16 protein-coding genes are annotated in these 18351 nt (G+C 36.2%); 4 read left to right on the top strand and 12 right to left on the bottom strand.

Annotation, left to right across the window (positions count from 1 at the left end; all coding sequences use genetic code 11):
* Window positions 1–267: 267 nt before the first annotated feature.
* The 4 genes from SAY88_RS14765 to SAY88_RS14750 all read right to left on the bottom strand — a co-directional run bounded on the left by SAY88_RS14765 (window position 268) and on the right by SAY88_RS14750 (window position 4486).
* The gene (locus tag SAY88_RS14765) at window positions 268–975 is read right to left on the bottom strand and encodes an HAD family hydrolase (protein ID WP_332632574.1); all 708 of its coding nucleotides are present in this window, start codon (window positions 973–975) and stop codon (window positions 268–270) included.
* 478 nt (window positions 976–1453) lie between these two features.
* A complete protein-coding gene (locus SAY88_RS14760; RefSeq protein WP_332632573.1) occupies window positions 1454–2413 on the bottom strand; it encodes a carbon-nitrogen hydrolase family protein in 960 nt (319 codons plus the stop codon).
* 27 nt (window positions 2414–2440) lie between these two features.
* A complete protein-coding gene (locus SAY88_RS14755) occupies window positions 2441–2629 on the bottom strand; it encodes a BshB3 potential contributor to bacillithiol synthesis (RefSeq protein WP_332632572.1) in 189 nt (62 codons plus the stop codon).
* A gap of 417 nt (window positions 2630–3046) precedes the next feature.
* Entirely contained in the window at window positions 3047–4486 is a 1440-nt protein-coding gene (locus tag SAY88_RS14750) for an aminotransferase-like domain-containing protein (protein WP_332632571.1), read from the bottom strand.
* A 909-nt stretch (window positions 4487–5395) separates the two neighbouring features.
* Between SAY88_RS14750 and SAY88_RS14745 the strand changes: the two genes are divergently transcribed.
* Window positions 5396–5785: a cytochrome b5 domain-containing protein gene (locus tag SAY88_RS14745; RefSeq protein ID WP_332632569.1), complete on the top strand. Its 390-nt coding sequence runs from the start codon at window positions 5396–5398 to the stop codon at window positions 5783–5785.
* 484 nt (window positions 5786–6269) lie between these two features.
* The gene (locus tag SAY88_RS14740; protein WP_332632568.1) at window positions 6270–6455 is read left to right on the top strand and encodes a hypothetical protein; all 186 of its coding nucleotides are present in this window, start codon (window positions 6270–6272) and stop codon (window positions 6453–6455) included.
* A gap of 472 nt (window positions 6456–6927) precedes the next feature.
* Here the strand turns inward: SAY88_RS14740 and SAY88_RS14735 are convergent, their stop codons facing one another.
* From SAY88_RS14735 to SAY88_RS14715, 6 genes are all read right to left on the bottom strand, one after another.
* Entirely contained in the window at window positions 6928–7092 is a 165-nt protein-coding gene (locus SAY88_RS14735; RefSeq protein WP_332632567.1) for a hypothetical protein, read from the bottom strand.
* 625 nt (window positions 7093–7717) lie between these two features.
* Window positions 7718–7876 (bottom strand): site-specific integrase, encoded by a 159-nt coding sequence (locus tag SAY88_RS26035; protein ID WP_431308879.1) that lies wholly within the window; start codon window positions 7874–7876, stop codon window positions 7718–7720.
* A 2-nt stretch (window positions 7877–7878) separates the two neighbouring features.
* Window positions 7879–8118, bottom strand: coding sequence for a hypothetical protein (locus tag SAY88_RS14730; protein WP_332632566.1), 240 nt, complete (start codon window positions 8116–8118; stop codon window positions 7879–7881).
* A 515-nt stretch (window positions 8119–8633) separates the two neighbouring features.
* Window positions 8634–9365: a DNA alkylation repair protein gene (locus SAY88_RS14725; protein ID WP_332632564.1), complete on the bottom strand. Its 732-nt coding sequence runs from the start codon at window positions 9363–9365 to the stop codon at window positions 8634–8636.
* Window positions 9366–9580: 215 nt separating this feature from the next.
* Window positions 9581–9856 carry a type II toxin-antitoxin system RelE/ParE family toxin gene (locus SAY88_RS14720; RefSeq protein ID WP_332632563.1) on the bottom strand — a complete coding sequence of 92 codons (276 nt, stop codon included), beginning with the start codon at window positions 9854–9856 and terminating at the stop codon, window positions 9581–9583.
* Window positions 9857–10120 carry a hypothetical protein gene (locus SAY88_RS14715; protein WP_332632562.1) on the bottom strand — a complete coding sequence of 88 codons (264 nt, stop codon included), beginning with the start codon at window positions 10118–10120 and terminating at the stop codon, window positions 9857–9859.
* Between the two features lie 885 nt (window positions 10121–11005).
* On the opposite strand from SAY88_RS14715, the gene SAY88_RS14710 reads away from it, so the two are divergent.
* On the top strand, window positions 11006–11128 hold the full coding sequence (locus SAY88_RS14710) for a DUF4023 domain-containing protein (RefSeq protein WP_431308878.1): 123 nt from the start codon (window positions 11006–11008) through the stop codon (window positions 11126–11128).
* Between the two features lie 421 nt (window positions 11129–11549).
* Window positions 11550–12125, top strand: a complete 576-nt coding sequence (locus SAY88_RS14705) for a CBO0543 family protein (protein ID WP_332632561.1) — start codon at window positions 11550–11552, stop codon at window positions 12123–12125.
* Window positions 12126–12197: 72 nt separating this feature from the next.
* Here the strand turns inward: SAY88_RS14705 and SAY88_RS14700 are convergent, their stop codons facing one another.
* Window positions 12198–14663 (bottom strand): restriction endonuclease-like protein, encoded by a 2466-nt coding sequence (locus SAY88_RS14700; protein WP_332632560.1) that lies wholly within the window; start codon window positions 14661–14663, stop codon window positions 12198–12200.
* The gene (locus SAY88_RS14695; protein ID WP_332632559.1) at window positions 14632–17538 is read right to left on the bottom strand and encodes an MrcB family domain-containing protein; all 2907 of its coding nucleotides are present in this window, start codon (window positions 17536–17538) and stop codon (window positions 14632–14634) included. The genes SAY88_RS14700 and SAY88_RS14695 overlap by 32 nt, the downstream gene beginning before the upstream one ends.
* Between the last annotated feature and the right edge of the window lie 813 nt (window positions 17539–18351).

Here is an 18351-nt window from a genome sequence, read left to right as displayed (position 1 = left end):
TTATTCTAATCTACAAAAACAAAATTCGTCCTGTTACTCTTGCGCATTAAAAACTCTAAGCTACATTCAACATCAACTGTCAACCACATATTGACCGGAAGAATAACGAAGGACTTACCCTAGATTTTGGAGAAACTTAACCAACGCTGACCAGCTTTTCGTTTTGTTTAAAAACCCGCTCAATGCTATGCATTAAACCAATAAGAAGTTTTCAATGAAACCTAAATAGGAACCAGGATGACAATCGCTGATTCCTACTATAACGACCTAAGCCTTTTTCACAAATAATTCTAATAACTCTTTGGCACTATGCACTTCTTTATCTGGTTTATAGGTAGCATTAGTCGGTAAATCTTTCTTACGATGATTCATCCAGATCGCTTGCCAGCCTGCTTGTTTTGCTCCGATAATATCTTTTTCAAAATTATCCCCGATATACACGGTTTTGGTTTGGTCAAGGTCCATTTTCTGTTCAATAAAATCAAATACTTCTCTTTTCGGTTTTGCATGACCAATCGTTCCAGAAATAAACGTCATTTCTGCCGGAATCCAACGACTTAGGCTGAGCTGTTTAATTTTCATTGCTTGATGTTTTTCTTCACCATTTGTAAGAATCCCAAGCTGTTTCCCTTCTTTGTAAAGTACATTTAGTAGTTCTTCGACTTCCGGAAACAAGGTAATGTTTTTTTGTTCGGTCACATACGTTTCATGAAAAATAGTCGCTTTTTCCGTATCTATAGGGATGTTAAAATCCTTACAGGCAGCCATGATTCGTCCGGTTTGCCATTCAAATTGGGATATTTCACCTGCTTCACTTTGATCAAATAAAATCTCGCTATACTTACGACTAGCTTTATATAATTGATCGATTTCTTCGTCTGAAAATGGCTCTTGAAAAAGCTTCCTCACCGTTTTATGAAAAGATTGTGCTTGATCATATAGTGTATCATCGACGTCAAAAATTATCGTATCCATTCTCATAGCCCTCCTTATATAATGATGATATCACTTATTTATCAACTAGAGAAAACAAAGAGCCAACTAACTACTCCCTTCATCTAATCAAACAAATAAGCAACAGCACCTACCCTAACGAGTAGGAAAGGTGCTGTTACTAGTTATTTAAAAAAAACTCATTACTTATGGTACTGTGTTCCCTACTATTAATACTAAACTATATCCTTAACCAATCTGTACCGATTGTTGAGATTCAACCACCAATACATAAAACCAAGTATAAATAACGTCTTATGTACGTTAAACTTTGAACCCACTTAGAGTAGGTGTACAGTTCAAGGTAGGAATAGGAAGAATAAGTTCACCTCTGCCTCCAAAAGCAGTCCAGATCGCAACTGTGTTTAAATTTCGATTATAACTCACTAGTCGACAAGGAAAATAGAACAGGGCTACCACACTGCCCAAAAGATGTAATATAAAAAAGGTAATCCTATAATTAGTATGTTACCCACTTAACATTCTCTTTCTTCTCCTCATTTACAATCAACTGGAAAACATCAGGTCTCGAATAATGACCAACCACATCTAAATCAAACTGACTGGTTGATATTTCACGTAAGTCTAGAGTTGCAAATAGAATATCCTCTTTATCATAAACCGGCTCTACAATGTATTCTCCTAAAGGACCAACAATCGCACTGCCGCCTCTACACATTACTTCTGGTGAGGATTCTAGTTCATGATAACAAGCTAGATCTGTAGGATACATGTCTTTAGTAACATACTGATTGGATGATAAGACAAAGCATCTACCTTCCGCAGCAATGTGACGAATCGTAGATTGCCATAAATCTCGGGAATCAGCTGTTGGCGTAATAAAAATTTGCACACCTTTTGCATACATCGCTGCTCTTGCCAAAGGCATATAGTTTTCCCAGCAAATGAGTGCGCCTATTTTTCCGAAAGGTGTAGTGAATATTGGTAAAGTGCTCCCATCGCCTTCTCCCCAGACAATTCGTTCGGCAGCTGTTGGCTTCAGTTTCTGATGTTTTCCAAGTAAGCTCCCATCCGGCCCGAAAAATAAAACAGAACAATAGACAGTTCCCTTACTCCAATCATTATCCCGTTCAATGACACTGATAATAAGATAGACTCCAGCCTTACGGGCAGCCGCCCCTAAAACTTTGGTTGTTTCACTTGGAACAGGAACTGAGTTTTCTAAATACTTTAGCCAGTCCTTTCTTCCTTCTGGAGATCTACTTCCAATACTTGTTCCGAAGCTCATTCCTCTTGGATAAGCAGGGATAAAGGCTTCTGGAAAAACGACAATGTTAGCTCCTTTATCGCCTGCTTTCTTAATAATAGAAACAGCCTTTTCCGTACTAGCTTTTAGATCAAACAGAACGGAAGATGCCTGTACAACAGCCACTCTTACAGTTGATTGCGTCTGCATCATTCTTCCTCTCCTTAACGTTCTAGTAAATTAGAATAAAAACACCCAACCAAGCACTAAAATAAGAGCAATAACTGGAATTAGTATAATATACATAATTAGTTGATTATTGATACTACGATTGCTGCTGTAATTTGTGTCTTCTGCTTTTGTAAGTGATAATGTAATGACTAGTGCTACAAGACAAACAATAGCCACCAGAATAATTAAAAAAGTCATATTTCCTCCTGTAAGTCTTTGTTCTGATACTTAAATTTAACTACTATTTATATAAGTTGAAACCATCCACTTTTCAACTAATTTCCTCATCCACTTTTTAATTTAGTAACGTGTTACCTAATTTGTTTTAATAACGTTATTTATTCATCACTTTCTTAATCGATTTCATCGAAGAGACTTCCGAAACTATACCTATAGGTAAATGTCAATGTAGGCTCATTCAGACGTATTGCTTCTACCTTTATTCGTCACATGTAAGAGAGAGACATACACGTCACACATAATAAAACGCTAGAATTAAAATTAATTCCAGCGTTCTACACACCTCTTCTTTCACAACTATTTTCAAATATCTTTTTTATAATAGTTGATCTTACATGTACCCTCTTTTAATTTTCATTCCATTCTTTGTGTATATTAGCCCTTCTTAACCGTACTATATGCTTCAGCGAATCTTATAACTCCTTGACGGATTAAACATATTTCCCCTCGTCCGAACGTAAAGCGGACATAACCTTTTTTGGAACCTAAAATGGTTCCCGGGACGAAAGCCACTCCATTGCTGATCGATTCTTCAAGTAACTTGTGTTCATTTATCGACTGATCGATTTTACACCATAAATGAATTCCTCCCGCTGGAGTCAAAAATTCAATTTGATTTCCCATTATCTCTTCTAAACTTGATACAATTTCATCTCTTCGAAGTTTTAATTGAGTACGAATCATTTTTATATGTGAATGAATATATTCAGATCCTAAAAATTGATTTGCGATCCATTGAGGGAAAATACTATGACCAAAATCGACTTGCTGTTTTGCATCTGCAAGACGTTGGATGACCTGTGGTGGTCCTATAATCCAACCAATTCGAAGTCCTGATGCAACAATCTTAGATAATGAACTGACATATAAAACATTTCCATTTGTATCCAAAGATTTAAGTGTTCGATTCACTTCGCTATTAAATGAAGTAAGGCTGTACGGGTCATCCTCAATAATAGGGATACCTAATTCAGTTGATAATTCGAGAAATTTCTTACGTCTTGAAATACTCATAACAGCCCCTGTAGGATTTTGGTAATCCAGATTTAAAAAAACCATTCGAATACGATGCTTTTTATGCAATGCCAATAAATCTTCAGGATTAGCACCATGTTTATCAACTGGCAGAAGAAAAGTTCGTAATCCAGCTGATTGGAATAAAGGGAGAGAATAACAGTAAGATGGATCCTCAATTGCAACAGCATCACCTGGTTTAAGTAAACACTCTACTATTAAATGTAAAGCCTGCTGTGCACCGGATGTAATAAGAATTGATGATGAGTCAGTGTCAATCTTTTTATATTCTCTTATATGAGATACTATAGTATGCCTAAGAGCTTCGTTCCCCTGGGGATGGTCGTAACCAAGGCTCCCTAAAAACGGTTGACGTGAAAGTATATTCTGGAAAGCCTCTGTCGGCATCATATCAGCTGATAATTCCCCACTTGCTAAGTTCACTAAGTTATTTTTTTGAATTTCTGTACGTATTTTCTGGACTAACGGAAGATTTGGTAAAAAAGAACCATCTTCTACATAGCGGCCCCAATTCGGTATACGCTTATGGGATACCCCCCATATATCTGTACTCACCCTAGTTCCACTACCCTTTTTACGTTCAACGATTCCAAGGGCCTGCAGCTCCTCATAAGCTGACACAACCGTACTACGATTTACACCTAATTCTTTTGCTAGACTACGCTCCGAAGGTAATAGACTGTCTGGCGGAAACAAGCTGGAGGAAATCCCTTGTTCAATATACTCAACTATTTGTTTATATATTGGTTTCTTATGATTTCTATCAGGTTTCCAGTCCATTTTTTATCACCCTTGTCGATTTTTATTAAAAGTATCTTATTCAATTTGATCCCTTTAATAAATTAATAATACCATTTACTTTAAACAAGCCTTTTCGTCAACTATGTCCATATTTTGTTTTTTTATCCAAGTTAAGGAGTAATATAAGCCGGTTCCCTTATGGAAACCGGCTGGCTAATGGTGCAGGTGCACTATCTGTCATCAAAAAAATACTTAAGTAAATGGCTGTTTCTATTAGGCAAACTATTTATCTTTCATAGAAATCTCACCTTCTTAATAAAGGGAGCTGAATATTGGCAAAACTTAATTTTACGAAACTAGATTGAGCCATCCATTCACCTAATTTTTTTCCCCTCCAATTCAGAGGTAGAAAAAATGAAACCTTTTATTAAAAAACAAAAAACACCTCCTTAAGTAAAGAGATGTATAACCTGCAATAGTATTCGTTAGATTGATCCCATGGATAGTTGCAACTTCTATGGGAAGACTTTTTTCAGAACAAAAAATAAGACATTAGCCACCTGAATATAGTAGTTATCTACTGCGCATATATCCGTCAAATACGAAAAAGACGATCACAATTAATGCAATCGTCTCTTAGATGGGTTTAGTCTATTAACAGTATCGTTGTACTCCGCAGCAAATAACTTTTTTTCATCTTTCTTCTTAAATATAAGCATCCGTTAGTTTAAGTACGGTATTTCACAAATCCCACTATATTTCACTTGAAATCTCCTCGCCTAATATCCAGTTTTTATTCTACCATTAGTTTATTTGACAAAAAAGTGACCACATTTCAAAAAAAAAATGAACACTACGTTAAATGTAACAAAATCCCTTTTAGTGAGGGGAGATAACATTTAACATATACCTATATAAAAAAGTTTTAAAAATTTAGGGGGCAAGAAGATGAAAAAATTTAAAGGTTTATTAGTATTGTCAATGACGGCTTTTGTGTTAGCTGCTTGTGGTGGGGACACAACAACTGAAGAAGCAGATACGTCGACACCGGAAGAAAGTACAGAGGAAAATACTACAGAAGAAACAGACGCTTCAGCAGTTGAAGAAGGTCAAGTATTCACAGTGGAAGAACTTAGTAAGTATAATGGGCAAGATGGAAACCCTGCTTATGTAGCGGTTGACGGAGTCGTTTACGATGTTTCAGATATTGGAGCTTGGGAAGGTGGAGAACACTTTGGTGGAGTAATGGCTGGTGCTGACAACACAGAAAAAATTTCAGCATCTCCACACGGCTCTTCTGTATTGGAAAACTTACCAATCGTCGGTACACTTGAATAACAATAAGAATGAAACAAAACACCTAGTTACGATTCAAATAATCGTAACTAGGTGTCTTTGTTTAAAGGCGGCGGGAGAGCCTTATTGCAATCCCGGTGTTGTCAATAGTCTTGAGTTTTGGAGAAGTTCGTTAACACAATAAACATTAGGGGCTGCAACTGACAACTTTTAGTTCCGCTCTAGCTCCCGTTAATTTAAGTGTAATACTTCACAAGTAATTCAGTTTTGTTATATTTACTTTCATTTTTCTCTACATCCAACCAAAAACAATCTGACGTTCGTTAAATAAAATAGTTTCTCCTTATTGCATTTGTAATTCTCAAGCATTTACTTTTCCTCTGACAATCTGAATACTTATAATTAGTATCCAGAGCATGAAAAGTAGCCCAACTACTTCATTAAAGTTTACATATTTTAGTTCGATAGATTGAATTGCTACCTTCTGTGTATTATGATGGAATAAATTTCTAATAGGAGGCGTTTCGTGAATATTATTCGTAAATATTGGTATTATCCTTCTTTTTTCATATCCGCTCTTTTGGTAATCGTAATTGTAGACTTTATTCGGGGAATTGAATTGAGACTGGGTGATAATCTTTTATACGCGTTTATTTTAACATTGTTCCTATTCATTGCTGATAAATGGTTTTATAAAAAGAAGTCAAATTAGTTAGCGTAAACATTTGGGAAAATTGATAGCTTTCCTCCAAGATATTTCGGAGAAACATATCTACGTTCACTCTCGTTATATTCCGCATACTACCTCCGAGTAATGTGTAACGATTTCTCTTGTACGTTCAGAGATTTCCCAATCTACTTGTTTTCGTTCTTGTTCTTGGGGTACCGCCAACATTTTGACAGGAATATACGTTAAGACAATTTATGGAATCTAAAAGCCCGTTGTTATTACGCTAAGCCAACTTTTCGTGCCAATGATACTCAATGTATTTAAGTATCATTGGCTAAAAATTGCTATCCCTTGGTTTATTAAGGTTTTTTGGCAGTTTAGTATATTCATTTGAACTTCATAGCTTTTAAATGATACTTATTGTATAGATCAGTTTTATTATGCATCATACAATGGAAAAAAATGTCTTAACGTATAAAAGGGTTAAAATGTTGTCTGGACCCCTAATTGAAATCTAAGAATGTTTAATCCAAATTTTCCAATCAATACTTTCATCTACCTTATTAACGCTTGCACTTTCTATTTCTGTAACACTACTTCCATATCCTACTTCGTAACCATATTCACCATTTCTAATAATGGTTTGAATGTTCCCTTGCCCTCCAAAGGGTCCGCTCATTAAAACTATTTCTTGTGCAGACCATTGACCCTAAATATCCAATTTAACCACAAAATGTTATTCAAGGAAATGTTCCTTTTCATGAAGAAGAACGCTTTCCTTATTTCAAAAAAGCGCCCGATTGCGGAAGATCGTTATTTAAGAAAAGCTCTCCGTTAGAATAAATAACCTATGTATTTGTCTTGAGTTTATATAGCCTAATTATACTTCCACTACCAATAATAATCCCTAAAATTGCATATAGGGTATTTCTATTTGTATCAACCAAATTAAAGATAGACGATATAACGACAATTAAAGCAAATATTAACAGAAAAATATTAAAACCTATCTCGAATTTTTCACCACTAACAGATTGGTCCATCTAGACAACCTCCTTCCTTTGAATTTTCAAATTAGATATGATTTAATTACTATTTTAGTAGTTATCCTAAAAGATTATTTCACCACAAAAACCCAATTACTTCTTAAACTCTTCTGTCCGTTAGCTTAAGTAAATTCTTTCACAAAGTCACCTAAAAATGAAGACCTTTAATGCGCAGCATCCATCAAATGAACAACAACTTATTGAATCAAATACTTTTTATGCTACTCTCGCTTTCGCTCATGAGTAATCTTTGCATACCTAAGTGTCGTATGAGGCTAACCAACTAAAAAAACTCGTTAAAACAGATAATTTCTTTCTAATTGTGCTCATTTTTAAGGTCCGATCTTGACTTAAATACATTCGAACATCTGCTGTAGCTATGTCCTCAGCCTTCTTTTTTACGATATCAGCTAACATACTTAATTCATAAGGTAGTTGTCTAGAGTAATAGAACTTAAACCTTCTAGTTTTTTTGCTGAGATGAACAATTGTATTTTATTCTCAAGGTCAGGATGTACTTCACCTAACTTAACTCTTTGAATATAATACTCCGATAGAACAGTAGACAATTTATTCTTTGTACTTTCCACTTCAATATTAGGATACAAATCTTTTAAAGCAGCTACTAAATCTGATAATATTTGCTCACCTAAATTCATAATAATCAACTCTCCTTAGTTCTTATTAGTAACTAAGGATTACCTATACAAACAGCAAAAATACCAACTGAGTTAGTATCGACCGTTTTTTTGTCTTTGATTTTATCCTTTAAATCAGAAAGAGAACGATTACTTTCGGGGTAATCGTCTCATAATGCTTGTGTAAGCTAGTATCGTTGTACTACGCAGCAAAATGATATTTTAATTTATGATCTTAAACATAGGTCAAAAAAGAGATTGTTGGCGTTATTCCTTTACATCGTCCTTACATATTTCACTAACTAGCTGCCCTAACGCGTTGTTTTCTTTATTTTTTTGGAGCAAGCCTATCACAAAGCTCTTCTACTTTCTTCTTAAACTCTTCCGATACACCACCATCATCATGTTCTGCCATCAGGACAACTCCTTTTTGCTGATAAAGCGACTGTTCTTCTTAAACAATCGCTCACCGTTAGTGGGGATTGGTTAAATTTATTTCAACTTACAATCTAGTCTTATCTTTTTCTTCTATAATTTTATTTTTTACCCAAAGACATATAAGAATCCCTCGTAGTTTTATCTAATTTTTCAATTGCATATCGTAGTGTAACCCTTGGCATTGTTCTAGCATATTTAAATAAAAATTCTTTTAACCTATTTTCATCCTTCATACCGGCTGTACGAATCCAACTTCCAACTGCTTTATTGATCAATTCTTCTTTATCTTCAATCAATATCTCGGCAATACGGAAGGTATCATCTATTTGACCTTTTTTTATGAAGCTATAGGTGCTTACAATTGACGTTCTTCGTTCCCATATGTTTTTCGATTGTGCCAACTTGTATAAAATGTCCCTTGGTTTATCAAGTAGATAAATTCCAATTACTGAGGGGGCTGCCCGATCCACAAGATCCCAGTTGTTAATTCGGTCATGCCTTCTGATATAAAGTTCGTACAATTCCTTTCTGTGCTCTTCAGTAACTTTCTTTTTCTTTGCCTGAAAATCCATTATACTAACTGCACCCATTCTCACTTCGCAGTAAGCGCTTTCTAATAACTTTTCTGTCTCATTCAAGGACATATCAGTGAATGCTTTAGCTGTTTGAAATACTGTACGCATATGAAGTCCCAAATATAAGGTATCCTTATCAGCATCTTTAAAAAAACGTTTCATTTTTTCTATATCATTTTCATTTTTATGTTGTTCAAGTGCATTGATGAATCTCTCGGCATTTATATCTTTTAAACCTAAATTTCCGATAATCATTCCCTCCTAAATCATTTATCTATATTAATCTGAAATTTCAGTCTCCTCTTGCTTAAGTAGATTATTTCACAATCTGTGTTCGAATTGGAAGGAAATAAATCATTATTTTTTAATGATAATCTTTATTGAGCTATCCTGCTCTCGTTAGCACAATTAGCAATACAAAAATAAGCTAGGAATGACATTATTAAAAATTAGTTTAATATCATTCCTAGCTAACGCATTTGTCTAGAGTGCTTAAAATATTCTATATAACATGTTGTTCGGTCATCTGACAACGAATAGTAAATAATATATTTATCAATAATTATCTTATAACTGCCTTCCCATTCTGGTTTATTTACTGGGATACTAGTACCTAAAAGCGAAACCTTTTCTTCAATATTTTTTACTAAGTTTTTCTTATATTCTTTTGTCTCTTGTAAAGTGAAATGCTGACTTTGAATGTTACGAAATCCTTTTAATGCTTGATTGGTCCATTTAATATTCATCTATAATTGACCTTGTTCAATCATCTCTAATACGTCTTCTGTTGAATAAACTTTATCATCTAAAATATCCTTCTTTGCTTGAAGTAATTTTTGTTTTAGCTCCGGATCAGCATCAACATCTTCTTTTACTGTAGTATCTGGTTTTTCGATTAAAGTTAAATGATATTTTCTTCCGTCTAACTCTATAACTGATTCTCCATCACGAATAATACTTTTAATCAACTCTGCTTCGTATCCATCAAGTTTTCTCATACTCTTGTTCAACCTCCATCATTTCAAAATACTTACCTTTAATTATACAACAGTTTTTAATATAGATCGAAATTACAAATTCAATTTATTAAAATTAACTGCTTCGTTAACATAAGATGCATCTGATCCTATTTAACAATCGCTTTTGTTAGCATAATAAATTATTTTTCGTATTGATATAACAATCTTCCATCAGAAGAGCATGGGCAGGCGTCGTAGAATTTGTTGTTACTCATTATTTGAGATATTTTATAAATGTTTTGTACATAATCAGTAGATAAGAAATGATAAAAATTGCCCAGATAATCGATATTAGAGAAGTGAAAAAGTGAAAGAAATAAACACCTATAAGAATTCCCATAGAAAAAAGACACACTTTTAACAGAGCAAAATCCCATATTGAATAGTATTTTGTAGCCTGAAACACTTTTTGAATCCAACTTATCATAAGATTCCCCCCATTTAACTAAACTGCTTCGTTCGTATTATAAGGTTGCCAGATAAGAAAATATTTCTGGTTGAGCTTATTTTATATGATCTTATTATAACAGTAGCCAGGGGTAAAACGTAACTGCTCGTGGGGCTTTGACCCCGTCAGCTAAACAGTTTGCCCCCTATTAGCTAGTTTAGCTTAAGTACATTCTTTCACAAAGTCGACTAAAAATGAAGACCATTGCTGCGCAGTATTCGTCTACTATGCAACAAAAAGCAACAATGCCTACCATCACCCGCATTTTTTCGAGATGACTTAGGGGGTAATAGGCACTTGTTGTTTTTAATAAACATTTAATTTCTTTGGGCTCAACTTCTTTGCTGCAAGTTCAACTCAGATCAATACATGTTTCTCCCTCAATCGGGAAACCTAATAAAGCAAATAACGATAAGGAAGGACGATGCATGATGGATGATACAAAACAATTTATCGACAAACTACACGACAAGCAACAAAAGGATGAACAAAATAGACAGCGTCAAGGAAAAGGGCATCCAGAAAAGAAATTACCGAATAAACAACATTAAGCAATCAAGAGCAATAAAGGATTTGTCCAGGACAAATCCTTTTTGTATGCTTCCTATAACATCTCTTTTCCACTACTGAGTTCACTTAAACCTAAAACCATCCGTTACCTTAGAACAATAGGATATCGTAATAGTACCAGTTTAAGTGAGTCCACTGGAGTCAACAAGGTGGGACGAAGGTACCTGACCCCCTGACCCATTATTGCGCAGTATTGGTCAGATACGAAAAAGACGATCACAATATTAATGCAATCGTCTCTTAAATGGGTTTAATCTATTAACAGTATCGTTGTACTCCGCAGCAAATAACTTTATTTTCATCTTTCTTCTTAAATATAAGCTCCCGTTCGTTTAAGAATATATAACGAAAAATTGTTTATTATAAATTACATATGTAAATGGACTTAGAGGGAGTGTTCCAATGGGAGATTTATCACTATTATATACTTTATCAATAAATCCAAGTTGGGATGAACTAATTAAATTGCGTCAAAAGACAAGAGATATTCTAATTGAATACTGGTTAACTGAAACTATATTTTCATTTAATTGGTGGTTTCTTTTAACCTCTACAATTGTTTTTATCATAATCTGGTTAATTATTTTAGATAAGAAAAGAATTATTGAAATTGCTTTCTTCGGTCTTTTAGTTGGCTCAACTACATTTATCTTAGACACAATTGGTATCACGTTAGTTTTATGGTCTTATCCAGATAGAGTAATCCCCATAATACCGCCAATAATCGAAATTCACAAAGTTCATCTACCTATTATTTATATGATTATTTATCAATATGCCAAAACTTGGAAGTTTTTTCTGTTTTCAGTAACAATTTCTTCTTTTATTTTTTCTTTCGTGTTTGAACCACTGACTGTATGGTTAGGGATATACGAAATTTATCACTGGAAGTACATATACTCCTTCCCTATTTATATTTTAGGGGGGCTTATAATAAGGTGGATGGTACTCAAAACTAAACATATTGAAAGAAACTAGGTTTAAGCATTCTTGCGTGAGTCCACTTGAACCAACAAAGTGGGACGAGGTACCCGTCCCCCCGACCCACTGCTACTCCCCCATCACCTTCAACACCTCACGAAACACCCCACTCGGCCTCCTCCGCAACTCCTCATAATCAACCACTTTCACAAACTCGCCTTTCACAATCTCGATCTTACTCTCCAATCCATCCATCCGCACTTCAACATCCTTAAACCGAAAACGCTGCACACTACTAGCTTCATCTAATTGTTCCGAGTCAAGATCGACCAATATCCGGTCCGATACCCGCCGCAGCATTCGCCAAACCGACAGTTCATCCTTCGATTTCATGAATAACTCTGGTAATTCCTTCGCTTCCTTCAAAAGGGTGAGTGTCGTCATCGCATACCCTGCTATTCCATAATGAACAGGCTTAATCACAGAGCCCAAATTCATCCAAGAATCAACCACAAACCGCACAGATCCATCATCTCCGACCGACACATCTCTAACTTTCCCGTAATTCCACACACCATTTCGAGTCATCTTCGCCTCTTTGCTTACATACAGCGCTACATAAGATGCTTCCTGCCAGCCTCGTTTTAACGCACCTGCATCCAATACGTACGCCGCCTCCTGCATGCACCTTCTATAATGATCCTCACTCGAAACAAGTCCAAGTAGGACATACTCATCCAACGAGGAAATCCAGTCCGCTTTCGTCCCTCTCGGCAAAATCCCTTCCTCTTGAATCTCTTCAGGACTTTTTTCAATTAAATGCTCGACAAATTGTTCGACCATATCCGTAGCTGAAGGTAAAAATGGCAAACCACCAATATTTACTTCATCAATACTTTTATAAAAATGATGGTCCGAATACCCTGCCTCATCTTCCCACGGAAACAACACATACGCCCCGAAAGCGGTGCGCTCATATGGCCCTTTCTGTTTGGCGACAATCGAATCACGGTAGCGGTGCATTGTATTGATGTCTTCTTCTAACGGACCCGGAGTTTTATAACGATTTCCGTAATAGCTATCTTCTACAGCAAAATCAATTCGGTATTTAGCATCAAATACATAGTCATAAGAATAATCCTTGCCTTTCTTTGCGATGCTTAGGACACTATCCGGCTTTTGAGTCGTTGTTGGATTACGTTCCGTGTGCTGATACGTTAAAACAATCTTCTCGTCTGTCACTGGATGCTTGAAAACACGCTTAGCGGATTGATTCGTATCTAGACTTACAAATAATCCGTCTCGATTTACTTTTACCACATCCTGACTTACCTGATGATATTTCTTACGTAACAGTTGACCAAGCTTTAAGAATGTCCACACTTCATATAACTCTGCAACATCTTTTACAGACATTTGATAAAGCTTCCCTTGTAACGCTAACCCTTTTGAAACGGTTAAATAAATTTGAAAAGCGTCGCGATAGCCTGGTGCCATTTGCAGAACAAGACTCATAACGGAACGGTCCAACAAACCAATTTCTTTCCAAAACGGATTTTTCTTCTTCAACGTTAACTTGTGAATCATGTCTTTCACTTTCTCTAAAAGATCCTCATCCGCTTCCGTCTTTCGCCATTTCTGAACCGTTAGCTTCTCATATAAAAACTCCAGCTTCTCAATTAAACGCCCAATCATCCATTTGACATAACGATTTTCAAGCGTATCATACGTTAACTCTTTCCTAATTCGCAGTCCTTCTTTTGGCATCATGTTTCGATTCGCTAGCTCGACTCCCTTTTTCACTTCAACAAAAACATGTGCGTTCTTTCTCAGAAAACTCCGAGCCTTCGAATCCAAACGCTGCAGGTGATCACCTCTTGCTTTCTCATGCTGTTTCACGAGTTTATGATGAGGCTGCCGCTCGATCCGTTCTATCGCCCGTAAAAAAGCTTGAAAATGGACCGTGATCAATCGATAAAACTCCGCCAAAGAAGGCTGTCCGTCAAGCTTCACCTTTGCGCCTAAATAAGTCTTTTTCAAAAAATGATACGTAAGGTTGTAGATCTCATCATTTACTTCTTCTAATAACGTTTGATAATCTCGCTTATAATCGAGTTTTGATGGGAAAATCTCCAACGTTACCTGCAGCAACGTCTCTCGCTCAGTCCGAACCTCAAACGTCGAGAGCCCAACCTCATTTTGAAACTGCAAATTGCCCATCAACAAATACGACGAGCCAAGCTCCACTCGACCAATCGCCTTTCGGAGACTAGGATGCTCATGATAAAACGAAAGCTCCGTGTCTCCTTTAGGATGGACAATGACTTGATAGACACTATTCTCAAAGAAAATCGGCCGTAAATTGGAAGGTGGAACGATCTTTTGTTGCTCCATATCATAGACGAGAATCTTCTCAACTGAGTTCCCACTCCACTCAAATTGCATCACATCATGAAAATCCAATGTTCGATACTGTTGCAACCCCTCATACCGCTCATGATAAGGTCTTCCTTTTATCACAAGCGAAAACTCCGTTGTCTCAATTACAACCAGCTCGACTTCCTTAGGAGCTGATCCAGAAGGAAGTAAAGCCATCGTCTTCTAACCTCCTTATCATCTCTAACACTTTCTCCGCACTCTTTGGATACACCGCATACGTCACATCCTCCATCGCAGCATCCTGTGCATACTCAATTTCTTTATTGGTAAACAACTTAAACAAAGCCTTTAACACCCGTTCAATTCTTGTATCACTGCCAGCTAACCGTGGCAAGATCTTTTGCAAAATGCAATGATCAAGCGCCATATTTCGTTCCATTACCTTGCTTTCTTCATTATATGCAAGGTAAAAACAAATCTCATCCCGCACCCGATACCCTACATGTGATCCATTGATTTGTAAGACGTTATTAATCTCCACTAGAACACTCGTCACCTCTTCGACAAGCTCTGGATAAGCTGAATACACATCCTTTAAATGAAGATACTTTGTTGCAAACACACCATTATGTAAAACAACAGGGTCCATTTCCTCTCTATCTTGTAAAAATTGAAGGTAATCAAGCTTCACTCGATTAAACTCAAGCGTATTCGCCCGGTCCAACACCTTCTTACTAAACGGATGAGTCGTTTCATCCATATTCACGGTTCCGATGATGTACACATTCGCAGGCAAATAAATATCTCTCCCCGCCATTTCTTCAGATAGAACCGTTGATGTAACCAATCTACCCTCTTCCCATTTCCGACTCTCCATCACACTTAACAAATCACTAAAATAATGCTCGACACGCGCTAAGTTCATCTCATCTAGTAAAACAAAATACGGCCGCTCCGGATCATCAATCGCTTTTTTTAACACATTTGTCAGCGGCCCTTCTTTGAACTCACCTGTAATATCCGTATACCCAAGCAAATCCGAACCATCGCTCCAATCAGGACGTACCGGAATAAGAGCAAACTGGCCATTCTCCTCTGTTGCCCCTACACTCTCAGCAAACCACTGGACGATTTTTGTTTTCCCAGTACCGGAGATGCCTGAGAGGATGACGAATGGTTTTGTTTTTAAGGAATAAAAGAAGTTTGTGACTTCTTCTTTTTCGTAGTAGAAGCCTTTGCTAGTTATGTAGGAATGGACATGCTCGATGACTTCCGGAGAGGACAAAAACTTGATCCTATCTTCTGCAACAGTTTCAGCACCAGTATCCACAACAGGATACTGATTGCTCTTTAGTTCAATATACCTTTCATAATAGGACGTCATCTTTTCTAAGTCAGAAACGAGCTCCTCTTCAGCAGGCATGTCATCAACCGAGTACATAATGTAAGCAGCTGTTGAATACGCATAATCTCGTGCTCTCTTAGATTGCCCAAGGTTAATCTGATCATCCTTTTTAACTTTTGGGTCCATCTTTATTTCAGAGCGTATTTCCTGATTAATGACAGCCATTTCCTCACGAGTCGATTCTGTCACTCCTTGAGCAAGCGTTAAATACAGACGCTTCATATCTTCACTAAACAGATAGACAATATAATAGCCACGCTGCGTTGATGTAGTGATATTAGAATTCATGATCGCAACCCAAGGTACAACCGCCCAATTTCCTTGCCCAACAGATCCTGTGATCGTGTAATTTGAGTTGATAAAAGGGAGGCTTCTGATTTCTCCAGGAACATCATTGCGAAGGACGGAACCCATCGGATTGCCTGCGAATGATTGCTGTCTAGCTTCTATGTAGTTGTTCATTATATATAAAAATTGGTTGTGGAGGTTGCTGTTCACGGTTACCTTCTCCCTATAGTCATTAAGTTCGATCAATGGATCCCAATTATCATCAATGAGATTCACATACTGAAGCCACATTAAAAGGTTTTGCGTTCGTTCCATCGCAACAGATTCGACCATTAAATTATCACCACGAGAATTTCGAACAATCAATCTGCCTAATTCAACGAGCACCTCTTTTTTCGTACTCGGTGATTCGCCCTGTAATAAACCTAAAACAGTCAAAGCAATACGAAAATATTCCTTTTCTAAGATTAACTCTCTTAAAACTTCAATTTTATCTTGCGCCTTGACATACCGTTCAAATAACAGTTCATTTTTCTGATGAGACTCATTTAAAAATCCTAACAAACGGAGATCCTGACGAGCTCTTGATTTGACCCGATATAGATTTCCTTCCGCTTCACTAGTTAACTCTTCTGGATGATAAGTCCCATTAATCACTTCTTCTAAAAAGATTACAACCTTATGTATTTGCTCATTCGGTAATTCATCTGTTTTAAACTCAATTAATGAAATGGTGCTAGTATTTTCTTTGCTAACAACTTGTACGAAAGGTAATTGTGCAAATAATGCCATTAAAAAGGACGTTCTCCCTCTCGTTTTGACAAAATCATTAGCGCTTGCCGATCTTTTTATGTTAAACTCTTCCCAGCCTCGATAAATGAACTCAAATGTTAGAAGCTCCCATGGTTCTGCTTTTTCACCATTTTTATATTTTTCCCTTGAGGATTCGATTTCAACATAAATCCCCTCTTCATCTATTTTCGTTATCCAGTTTGACTTATCCGTTGATAAGGTTTTAACAACTTTTAGCTTTTGAGCTAACTTTCTAATAAGAGTATTCAGCCTCAATCCTTCTGTTTCCACCTCTTCAAAAAGATCAATCGGCTGATTAGATTGATATAAAAAGGCTTCTCCTGCTGGTGTAACCCTCCAGCCAGGATTCTTTTCATCATGCGGGTAAATATAACCATGTTGTACTGCATTTTTATTTACAACTCTTCGTAAAGAAGCTTCACCTTGACTTGATAGTTGATAATTTCTTTTGGCTAGCTCATTATTAACCTCCTCGTAGATGTCTGGCATTAATAATTTACCGTCATTTTCTAGTATTACTTTAATCGCAAGCTGGATTTGTTCATTCTGAGTTAAGCCTGCCTCTGTTAGAGTTCCAAATTGCATTGTTTCCTCCTAACGTACAAATGAATATAATGTCATTATATAGAATTTATTGCCAAAAATCATATGTAAGTAGGATTTGTATAAATGATTAAAAGAAAGAACTCATAAAAAAATATAACTATAATTTCAGCTTGCCCTCTCCAGAATATCGAGGATAAGTATTAAGTCAATGGGATATGAGAATACTAGAACGGTTTTAGTGCAATGGTTAGGGAGATCTGTTTATAGGGGAATTAATCTAGTGAAACAGAAAAGTTAAGTATGTGGTCTAATTTAGAGAATAAAAATTCAAATTAAGGTGTTTACCTATAAGAAATAGCAGAGCGCCACAATATAACTTCGGGGTAACTCTGCTAATTTGATATTATATTGACACCGGTGGTCGGGGTCGAAATAGGTCTAAAAGTATTGATATTATAAGGTTTGGTCTTGACGATGTGTAAAATTTGTGTAAAATGACTTAGGATGTTTAAATTGGTTAAGTAGGTGAATTTTTTTAACCTGCTTAATCAAACTACTAAATATCCATGTAAAAATTTAATTAATTAGGTTGCTCAAATTGGTTAGGGTTATTTTTCATAAGACTCTTCTTCCAGAGATTCATTAACAACCTCTTTCTTAAAAGAGTTTTTATTAAAACTTGGTACCTAAATTGATGATGATTATTTTTTCCCCTTATACATTGCCCCTTTTATTTCACCATTGGAAGTAATAGAAATCCTTAATCCATTATGATGAGTATATATTGACGTTAACACACCCCTCAATTTCTTTAGAATACTTCTGACTTTTATCTTCTAAAATCTTATTTAG

Origin of the sequence: Halalkalibacter flavus (genome assembly GCF_036663575.1) — a bacterium.
GTDB lineage: Bacteria > Bacillota > Bacilli > Bacillales > Bacillaceae_D > Halalkalibacter > Halalkalibacter flavus.
The sequence above is the reverse complement of the archived record's forward strand: the minus strand, read 5'-3'. Positions and strand labels throughout refer to the sequence as shown.

Bases quoted from the DNA above. Each gene is read 5' to 3' on its own strand.
- SAY88_RS14755 (WP_332632572.1), bottom strand. From the start codon at position 2,629: ATGACTTTTTTAATTATTCTGGTGGCTATTGTTTGTCTTGTAGCACTA.
- SAY88_RS14700 (WP_332632560.1), bottom strand. From the start codon at position 14,663: ATGGCTTTACTTCCTTCTGGATCAGCTCCTAAGGAAGTCGAGCTGGTT.
- SAY88_RS14765 (WP_332632574.1), bottom strand. From the start codon at position 975: ATGGATACGATAATTTTTGACGTCGATGATACACTATATGATCAAGCA.
- SAY88_RS14745 (WP_332632569.1), top strand. From the start codon at position 5,396: ATGAAAAAATTTAAAGGTTTATTAGTATTGTCAATGACGGCTTTTGTG.
- SAY88_RS14710 (WP_431308878.1), top strand. From the start codon at position 11,006: ATGATGGATGATACAAAACAATTTATCGACAAACTACACGACAAGCAA.
- SAY88_RS14730 (WP_332632566.1), bottom strand. From the start codon at position 8,118: ATGAATTTAGGTGAGCAAATATTATCAGATTTAGTAGCTGCTTTAAAA.
- SAY88_RS14695 (WP_332632559.1), bottom strand. From the start codon at position 17,538: ATGCAATTTGGAACTCTAACAGAGGCAGGCTTAACTCAGAATGAACAA.
- SAY88_RS14735 (WP_332632567.1), bottom strand. From the start codon at position 7,092: ATGAGCGGACCCTTTGGAGGGCAAGGGAACATTCAAACCATTATTAGA.
- SAY88_RS14760 (WP_332632573.1), bottom strand. From the start codon at position 2,413: ATGATGCAGACGCAATCAACTGTAAGAGTGGCTGTTGTACAGGCATCT.
- SAY88_RS26035 (WP_431308879.1), bottom strand. From the start codon at position 7,876: ATGTTAGCTGATATCGTAAAAAAGAAGGCTGAGGACATAGCTACAGCA.
- SAY88_RS14750 (WP_332632571.1), bottom strand. From the start codon at position 4,486: ATGGACTGGAAACCTGATAGAAATCATAAGAAACCAATATATAAACAA.
- SAY88_RS14725 (WP_332632564.1), bottom strand. From the start codon at position 9,365: ATGATTATCGGAAATTTAGGTTTAAAAGATATAAATGCCGAGAGATTC.
- SAY88_RS14720 (WP_332632563.1), bottom strand. From the start codon at position 9,856: ATGAATATTAAATGGACCAATCAAGCATTAAAAGGATTTCGTAACATT.
- SAY88_RS14705 (WP_332632561.1), top strand. From the start codon at position 11,550: ATGGGAGATTTATCACTATTATATACTTTATCAATAAATCCAAGTTGG.